Genomic DNA, 7403 nt, shown 5'->3' with positions numbered 1-7403 from the left:
CGCGCCAGCGCGGCCTGCACGTTGGGGCGCGCGCCGGGGCCGGGGGCGCCGGTGATCGAGGCCCGCCCGGCCGCCTCGCTGCGGATGACATCGAGCGCCTCGCGCGCCGCGCCGAGCGCAACCACCGCCAGGACCTGCGCCGCCAGCGCCATCGCCGGATAGCGGAAGACCGGGTCCTCCATCGCCGATTTCGAGCCGCGGATGAAGGTCCAGTCCTCGGGCACCACGACCCGGTCGGCGACAAGGTCGTGACTGCCCGTGCCCTTCAGACCGATCGTGTGCCAGGTCTCGTCGATCGTCACCTTGTCCCTGGGCATGACGGCGGTGCGGGGCAGGGGCGTGTCGTCGCCCTCCACCTTGATGCCGCCGCCCAGAAGGTCGGCACCCATCGAGCCCGAGCACCAGGACCAGCGGCCGGTGACCTCGATGCCGCCCGCGACACGCTGCGCGGGCTGCGGCGGGAACAGCCCGCCGGCGAAGACGGTGTCGGGATTGGCGCCGTAGATCGCGTCGAAGGTCGCCGGGGGCAGCGCGGCGAGATAGGTCGAGGACACCCCGAAGGACGCCACCCAGCCCGCCGAAGGGTCGGCGGCCGAGATCGTCTCGATCAGTTCGAGAAAGGCCATGGGCGTGATCGCGTCGCCGCCCAGCCGTTTCGGCACGAAGGCGCGGTAGATGCCGAGATCGCGGAACCGGTCGACGATATCGGCGGGAATGTGGCGCAGGAGGTCGAATTCGGCGCGGCGCGCGCGCAGATCCGCACAGAGCGCGGCCAGCCGCGCCTCCCGGGTCAGGTCGGGTTCGGGACGGGTCATGCGGCAAACTCCGGCTGCGGGGCGGTCAGGGCTAGGCTTTCGGCCAGCGCGCAGAGCACCGCCTCGGCGCCCTTGCGCGCCACCAGCTGCAGCCCCGCGGGCAGTCCGCCATCGGTTGTCAGGGGAATGGTCAGGGCCGGATGGCCGCTGAGATTGAAGGGCCGCACCAGACGGGTCAGCGGGATCAGCGCGGCAGGATCGGCCGCCTCTGCCAGGGTCGGCGGCACGCAGGGCATGGTCGGCAGAACCAGCGCATCGACCCCTTCCAGCGCGGCATCGACCTCGGCGGCGAAGCGCGCGCGCACCGTCTCGGCCTCGGCGACCTGGTCAGGCGTGACCTCCAGCGCCGCCAGCAGGCGCGCCCGCACATCCGGCCCCAGCGCGGCATCCGACCGGGCCAGCTGGCCGAATTCGCCCGCCAGTTCGGCATTGATGATGGTCAGCCCCGCCAGCTGCGCCGCCTCGAAGGAGGGCAGGGCGATCACCGGCGGATCGAAGGGCGCCAGCGCGGCATCGAGCGCGGCGGCGACCTCGTCATCGGCATCCACCGCAATCCGCGCCAGCCGCGGGGCGTCCACGGTCGCGGGGGCGAAGCCCGGGATCATCATCGCCGCGGCGCGGGTCAGCATCGCCGGGCTGGCGGCGAAGGGGCCGATCACGTCGAGCGACGAGCCCCGCGGGATCGCGCCGCGGCGGTCGATCGCGCCGAGGGTCGGTTTCAGCCCGTAGACCCCGCAGCAGCAGGCCGGCTGGCGCACCGAGCCGCCGGTATCGGTGCCGATCGAAAAATCGCACAGGCCCGCCGCGACGGCGGCAGCCGATCCGGAGGAGGAGCCGCCGGGAATGCGGTCGGGCCAGCGCGGGTTGACGGCGGTCCCGGCAAAGGCGTTGACCCCGCTCACGCCGAAGGCCAGTTCGTGCATGGTGACGGTGCCGGTGATCCGCGCGCCTGCCGCGATCAGCCTTTCCACGATGGCGCTGTGGCCGGTTTCGGGCGGGGCATCGGCGAAGGCGGCAGAGCCGCAGCGCGTGGCGATCCCCTCGATGCCGAGACATTCCTTGACGAGGACGCGCAGGGCCGCATCCGCGCCGCCGGTGCCCAGATCGAGCTGGCGTGTCACCACCTGTCCCGTGCTCGGCTCGCTCATCCTGCCTCCTTTCCCGCCGCGGCGGGGCCGGGCATGGCTTTCAGTTGATAGGTGAAAATTACGGTAACGGATTCGACCAAGCAATCGCCCCGTTTCCGGCGATCGCATTTTCGGCCCGGCGCAGAGAAACCAGGAGGCCTTGTCCGCAGCAGGAGAGCAGTCTTTTCAGGCGCCTGTTCCTTAATGATGAAAATTCACGCAGTTTTTGAAGCGGCTGCGGTTTCGCAATCGCGGGGCTGTCGGGCAGCGTTACCGGGCAGTCTGCGCATGGCTGCGCCGGGCCAGTCAGGGTCGAAACCCGTCAGGATTTTCCTGATTTTGGCGTAACTAGGTACGATTCGTCAGAAAAATCCGGCCGCCAGAGGTGCGTTTCCGCAGCGGGTCGCGAAATGCTCCCGCGCCGTGGGTTGTTTTGGGAAAATTCATCTATTTCAGGTGCAGCTTCGATCAGAGCCTGAAATTTCACGCACTATTTTTCAGCATCCCGTGTTTTCCGCCGTCCCGGAGGACAGAATCCCATGCGCTGTGCCCGGGGCGTGGCTAGGGAATATCGGGACGCCATCCAGAAAAAAGCAGGCCAGCTGCTTTGAAATCCAGAGTTCCGGCAGAGAGAAACTACATGAATATTCCTATAAAATTTCGCGCGCTGACGGTCTCGGCGCTGGCCCTGCTTTCGCTTTGCGGCACTGCGGCCGCCCAGGAGGTCCGCATGGACCTGCAATCCGCCTGGCCGCTGACCCTGCCCGCCTCGGGCCAGAACGCCCAGCATTTCGCCGAGCGGATCAACGAGATCTCCGGCGGCCAGATCGCGGTCAAGCTCTATGACGCGGGCAAGCTGGTCCCGGCGCTGCAGATCTTCGACGCGGTGCAGCAGGGCACGCTGGATGCGGGCTATACCTCGCCGCTCTATGTCGCGGGCCGCTTCCCGGCGGTGCAGCTTTTCGGCGGCGTGCCTTTCGGCCCGGATGCGATGGACTATCTGGGCTGGCTCTACAATGGCGGCGGGCTGGACATCTGGCGCGAGATCTATGCCGAACAGGGCGTGGTCAGCGTGCCCTGCGGGCTGATGGATGCCGAGGCCGGCGGCTGGTACACTTTCCCGATCGACAGCGTCGACAGCCTTCAGGGCAAGAAGATCCGCTTTGCCGGGCTGGCGGGTGAGGTCATGGCGAAGATGGGCGCCTCGGTCGTTCTGCTGGCGGGCGGCGACATCTATCCCAACCTGGAACGCGGCGTCATCGACGGCACCGAATTCTCGATGCCCGCCATCGACGCCGCCATGGGCTTCGAGCGGGTGGCGGATTACTATTATCTCCCCGGCTGGCACCAGCCCGCGGCGATCAACGAGCTGATCGTCAACAAGCGCAAATGGGACGCCATGACCCCGGCGCAGCAGGGGCTGATCGAGGATACCTGCCGCGAGACCCATATCTGGTCGATCACCTCGACCTCGGTTCCCAATGCGGAGGCGGTGCAGCAATTCGTCGAGGCGGGCACCGAGATCCGCAGCTTCCCGCCGGAGGTGCTGGCCGCCTTCGAGGAGGCGACGGCCGAGGTCATGGCCGAGCAATCCGAGAAGGACGAGGATTTCGCCCGCACCTGGGCGTCGCTTGAGGCTTATCGCGCCTCGGTCAAGGACTGGACCGACCACAAGGAATGAGACGCGCGGGCGGGGCAGGCCCCGCCCGCTTCCGCCCGCTTCCGCCCGGTTCCGTCCGACAGGAGTTTCCCCATGACCACCGCCCTGCGCGCCATCGACCGGCTGTGCGAAGCCGCCGGCAAGGCCGGCGCCCTCGCCCTGCCTCTCTTGATGCTGACCATCTTCGTCAATGTCGTCCTGCGCTATGTCTTCGATATCGGCATGATCGAGCTGGAGGAACTGCAATGGCACCTCAATGCCGTCGCGGTCATGCTGGCGCTGGCCTGGGCCTATCGCTGCGAGGATCACGTGCGGGTCGACATGATCCATGCGCGCCTGTCGCCGCGGGGCAGGGCGGCGGTGGAGGCGGCGGGGCTGGTCTTCCTGTTCTTCCCCTTCATCGGGCTGCTGTGCTGGCACGGCTGGACGATCTTCGGCTATTCCTGGGCGCTGAAGGAGGGCTCGCCCATGCCCTCGGGCCTGCCCGCGCGCTACGTGATCAAGGGGGTGATGGCGGCGGGGCTGAGCCTGCTGGCGCTGCAGGGGCTGAGCCTCCTGGCCCGGGCGCTCGGCACGCTCCTGCGGCGGGAGGCGTGAGCGATGGATGCGCTCTTCATCTTCCTCTTCTTCTCGGCCTTCATGGTGATCCTGTTCTCGGGCTTTCCGGTCGCCTTCGTGCTGGGCGGCGTCGGCGTCCTCTTCGCCGCGATGGGCAGCCTCCTGTCGCCTCTGAACATCGCCGACATGGCCGAGCTGCGGATGATCGGCTTCGTCGCCAACCGGGTCTTCGACACGATCTCCAGCTATTCGCTGATCCCGATGTCGATGTTCATCTTCATGGGCTTCATGCTGGACCGCTCGGGAATCGCCGAGCGGCTGCTGAAGGCGATGCGCGCGGTGCTGGGACCGGCGCCCGGCGGGCTGGCCATCGCGGTCGTGCTGATCGGCGTGGTCCTGGCCGCCTCCACCGGGATCATCGGCGCCTCGGTCGTGCTGCTGGCCACGATCGCGGTGCCGACCATGTTCGAGGCGGGGTATTCGCGCAGGCTCAGCCTCGGCACGGTCGGCGCGACCGGCTGTCTCGGCATCCTGATCCCGCCCTCCATCATGCTCGTGGTGATGGGCGACCAGCTGCGCATCCCGGTGGGCGACCTCTTCATGGGGGCGATCCTGCCGGGCAGCGCGCTGGCGCTGGCCTTCGCCGCCTTCATCGTGGTCTCGGCGCTGCTGGTGCCCGGCGCGATGCCCGCCTATCGCCGGGTCCCCGACGGGCGCGGCCGCGGCGCGATGCTGCGAGATTTCCTTTCCGCGCTCTTGGCGCCCTTGGCGCTGGTGCTGGCGGTTCTGGGATCCATCGTGGCCGGGATCGCCTCGCCGACCGAGGCCTCGGGGATCGGCGCGGCCGGGGCGACGGCGCTGGCGCTGGCCAACCGGCGGCTCGACTGGGCGGGGCTGCGCGAGGTCTGCTACCTCGCGGCGCGCACGACCGCGTTCCTCTACATGCTGATCTTCGGCGCCTCCTGCTTCTCGGTGGTGCTGCGCGGCTATGGCGGGGACGAGGTGATCGCCGCGGCGCTTCAGGGGCTGCCCTTCGGGCCCTACGGGGTGCTGGCCTTCGTGATCGGCGTGGTGTTCCTGCTGGGCTTCTTCCTCGACTGGATGGAAATCGTGCTGATCGTGGCGCCGCTGGTGATGCCGGTGCTGACCGGCTTCGGCTTCGACCCGGTCTGGGTGGCGATCCTGCTGGCGCTGGTGCTGCAGACCTCGTTCCTGACGCCGCCCGTGGGGATGGCGCTGTTCTACCTGCGCTCCTCGGTGCCGGGCGCCTCGATCTCGGAAATCTATGCCGGGGTTCTGCCCTTCGTGCTGCTGCAGCTGGTCACGCTGGCGCTGGTGGCGGCCTTCCCGTCCATGGCGCTGTGGCTGCCTTCGCTGCAGCGCTGAGCGGCGGCCCTTTTGCGCCGGGCCTCCCGGCGCTAGAACCTCCTCACGCGATCACCGGGAGCGACCATGACAGACACCCATCCCCTGCCGCCGCACGAGGCCGGTTTCCACAAGGCCGACTGGCCCTTCTACTGGATCACCCAGACCTCCTCGCGCTACATGCAGGTGATGGAGACGCGGCTGAAGGCGGCCGACATGGACATCGCCTATTGGCGGGTGCTGATGTCGCTTTACGAGGATACGGCGCTGTCGATCTCCGAGATCTCGACCTTCTGCATCATCAAGCCGAACACCGCGACCAAGATCATCCAGCGGATGACGGCGCAGGGGCTGGTCGTGACCGGATCGCGCGCCAGCGACGGCCGCGTCAGCGAGGTCAGCCTGACGCCCGCGGGCCATGACATGCGCCGCCGCGCCCGCGCCATCGCCGACGAGGTGTTCGACCATGCCTTCCGCGGGCTGTCGCGCGAGGAGCAGATGGTGGCCAACCTGATCCTGGAGAAGGTGTTCAACAACCTCACCGCCCTGCGCTGAGCCGGGCGCACCGGGCAGGGGCCGGGCAGGGCAGCTCACGGTTTCATGAATGCAGCTCATCGCGGCATGCGGGATTTTCCCCGCGCACCGGGTAGCGGGACGGGATAGATCCGCCGGATCGTCCTCCTCCTGCCGAAGGTGTTCCGTGCCCCTGTTCCAGATCGTTTCCGTCCTGCCCGGCCTTTATCTCGTGGCGCGGCTCCTGTGGCCGATGCGGCTGCCGCTGCCGGCCCTGCTGGGCCTGGCCCTGCTGGTCCTGCTGGTGTCGCAGCACCGGCTTTTCACCATCTGGATCTGGGGCAGCATGATGTCGCCCGAGGTGCCGCGGCTGCTGGCCATCGCCGTCAACTGGCTCTACGGCGCCATCCTGATCGGCGCGGTGCTGGCCTTGGTGCTGGACCTGGGCAGCCTGCTTGTCTCGGCCCTGCGCTGGCAATGGAGCCCGGCCCCCGCGACGCTGCGCATCGGGGCCGGGGCCCTGGCGCTGGCCATCGCCGCCTGGGGGGTCGGACAGGCGATCCGCGTGCCGCCGGTGAAGCAGGTGGAGATCGCGCTGCCGGGGCTGGATCCGGCCTTCGACGGGGTCCGCCTGCTGCATCTGACCGACCTGCATGTCAGCCGGATGTTCCAGCGCCCCTGGACCGAACGGCTGGTGGCCGCCGCCATGGCCCAGCGGGCGGACCTGATCCTGGTGACGGGCGACCTGATCGACGGAACGATCCCCGACCGCAAGGACGCGGTCGCGCCGCTGGCAGGGCTGGAGGCGCGATACGGGGTGTTCGTGACCTCGGGCAATCACGAATACTATTTCGGGCATGATGCGTGGATGGCGCATTACGCGACGCTGGGGATGCGGGAACTGGCCAATGATCATGTCGTGCTGGAGCGCGGCGGCGCCCGGCTGGTCATTGCCGGGGTGCCCGATGCCCAGGCGCTGCGCGCCGGGCTGCCGGGGCCGGATGTGGCCGCCGCGCTGAGCGGCGCGCCCGCCGGGGTGCCCGTGATCCTGATGGATCACCGTCCCGGCAATGCCCGCGCCAATGCGGCGGCAGGGGCGGATCTTCAGCTTTCGGGACATACCCATGGCGGGATGGTGCGCGGGCTGGACCGGATCGTGGCGCGGTTCAATGACGGCTTCGTCTCCGGGCTCTACCGCATCGGGACCTCGCAGCTCTATGTCAATAACGGCACGGCGCTGTGGATCGGCTTCGCGCTGCGGCTGGGACGCCCGGCGGAACTGACCGTCATCACCCTGCGGCCGGACCCCGTCTCCCGGCCGGCCGCCGACCTGGCCGCCCGCGGCGCCGGGCCGGGCCGGCCGGT

7 protein-coding genes are annotated in these 7403 nt (G+C 68.9%); 5 read left to right on the top strand and 2 right to left on the bottom strand.

Features of this window, described 5'->3' with window-relative positions:
- Positions 1–815, bottom strand: an 815-nt coding sequence (locus tag ICN82_RS20545; protein ID WP_193187046.1) for an acyl-CoA dehydrogenase family protein, incomplete at its 3' end; no start/stop codon positions are given.
- A complete protein-coding gene (locus ICN82_RS20540) occupies positions 812–1963 on the bottom strand; it encodes an amidase (protein WP_193187043.1) in 1152 nt (383 codons plus the stop codon). The genes ICN82_RS20545 and ICN82_RS20540, both read right to left, overlap by 4 nt.
- Before the next feature lie 619 nt (positions 1964–2582).
- Here ICN82_RS20540 and ICN82_RS20535 point away from each other — a divergent pair.
- The 5 genes from ICN82_RS20535 to ICN82_RS20515 all read left to right on the top strand — a co-directional run.
- The gene (locus tag ICN82_RS20535; protein WP_193187040.1) at positions 2583–3623 is read left to right on the top strand and encodes a TRAP transporter substrate-binding protein; all 1041 of its coding nucleotides are present in this window, start codon (positions 2583–2585) and stop codon (positions 3621–3623) included.
- 72 nt (positions 3624–3695) lie between these two features.
- On the top strand, positions 3696–4199 hold the full coding sequence (locus ICN82_RS20530; protein ID WP_193187037.1) for a TRAP transporter small permease subunit: 504 nt from the start codon (positions 3696–3698) through the stop codon (positions 4197–4199).
- 3 nt (positions 4200–4202) lie between these two features.
- Positions 4203–5546, top strand: coding sequence for a TRAP transporter large permease (locus tag ICN82_RS20525; protein ID WP_193187034.1), 1344 nt, complete (start codon positions 4203–4205; stop codon positions 5544–5546).
- A gap of 66 nt (positions 5547–5612) precedes the next feature.
- Positions 5613–6080, top strand: coding sequence for a MarR family winged helix-turn-helix transcriptional regulator (locus ICN82_RS20520; protein ID WP_193187031.1), 468 nt, complete (start codon positions 5613–5615; stop codon positions 6078–6080).
- A 145-nt stretch (positions 6081–6225) separates the two neighbouring features.
- Positions 6226–7403 (top strand): metallophosphoesterase (locus ICN82_RS20515; protein ID WP_330999043.1); only part of this gene is annotated, 1178 nt, incomplete at its 3' end.

It is taken from the genome of Mangrovicoccus algicola (assembly GCF_014903745.1).
In the GTDB taxonomy this organism is placed as follows: domain Bacteria; phylum Pseudomonadota; class Alphaproteobacteria; order Rhodobacterales; family Rhodobacteraceae; genus Mangrovicoccus; species Mangrovicoccus algicola.
Note: the sequence above shows the minus strand (reverse complement) of the source record. Positions and strands in the feature narration are given on the sequence as shown.

Bases quoted from the DNA above. Each gene is read 5' to 3' on its own strand.
- ICN82_RS20540 (WP_193187043.1), bottom strand. From the start codon at position 1,963: ATGAGCGAGCCGAGCACGGGACAGGTGGTGACACGCCAGCTCGATCTG.
- ICN82_RS20535 (WP_193187040.1), top strand. From the start codon at position 2,583: ATGAATATTCCTATAAAATTTCGCGCGCTGACGGTCTCGGCGCTGGCC.
- ICN82_RS20530 (WP_193187037.1), top strand. From the start codon at position 3,696: ATGACCACCGCCCTGCGCGCCATCGACCGGCTGTGCGAAGCCGCCGGC.
- ICN82_RS20525 (WP_193187034.1), top strand. From the start codon at position 4,203: ATGGATGCGCTCTTCATCTTCCTCTTCTTCTCGGCCTTCATGGTGATC.
- ICN82_RS20520 (WP_193187031.1), top strand. From the start codon at position 5,613: ATGACAGACACCCATCCCCTGCCGCCGCACGAGGCCGGTTTCCACAAG.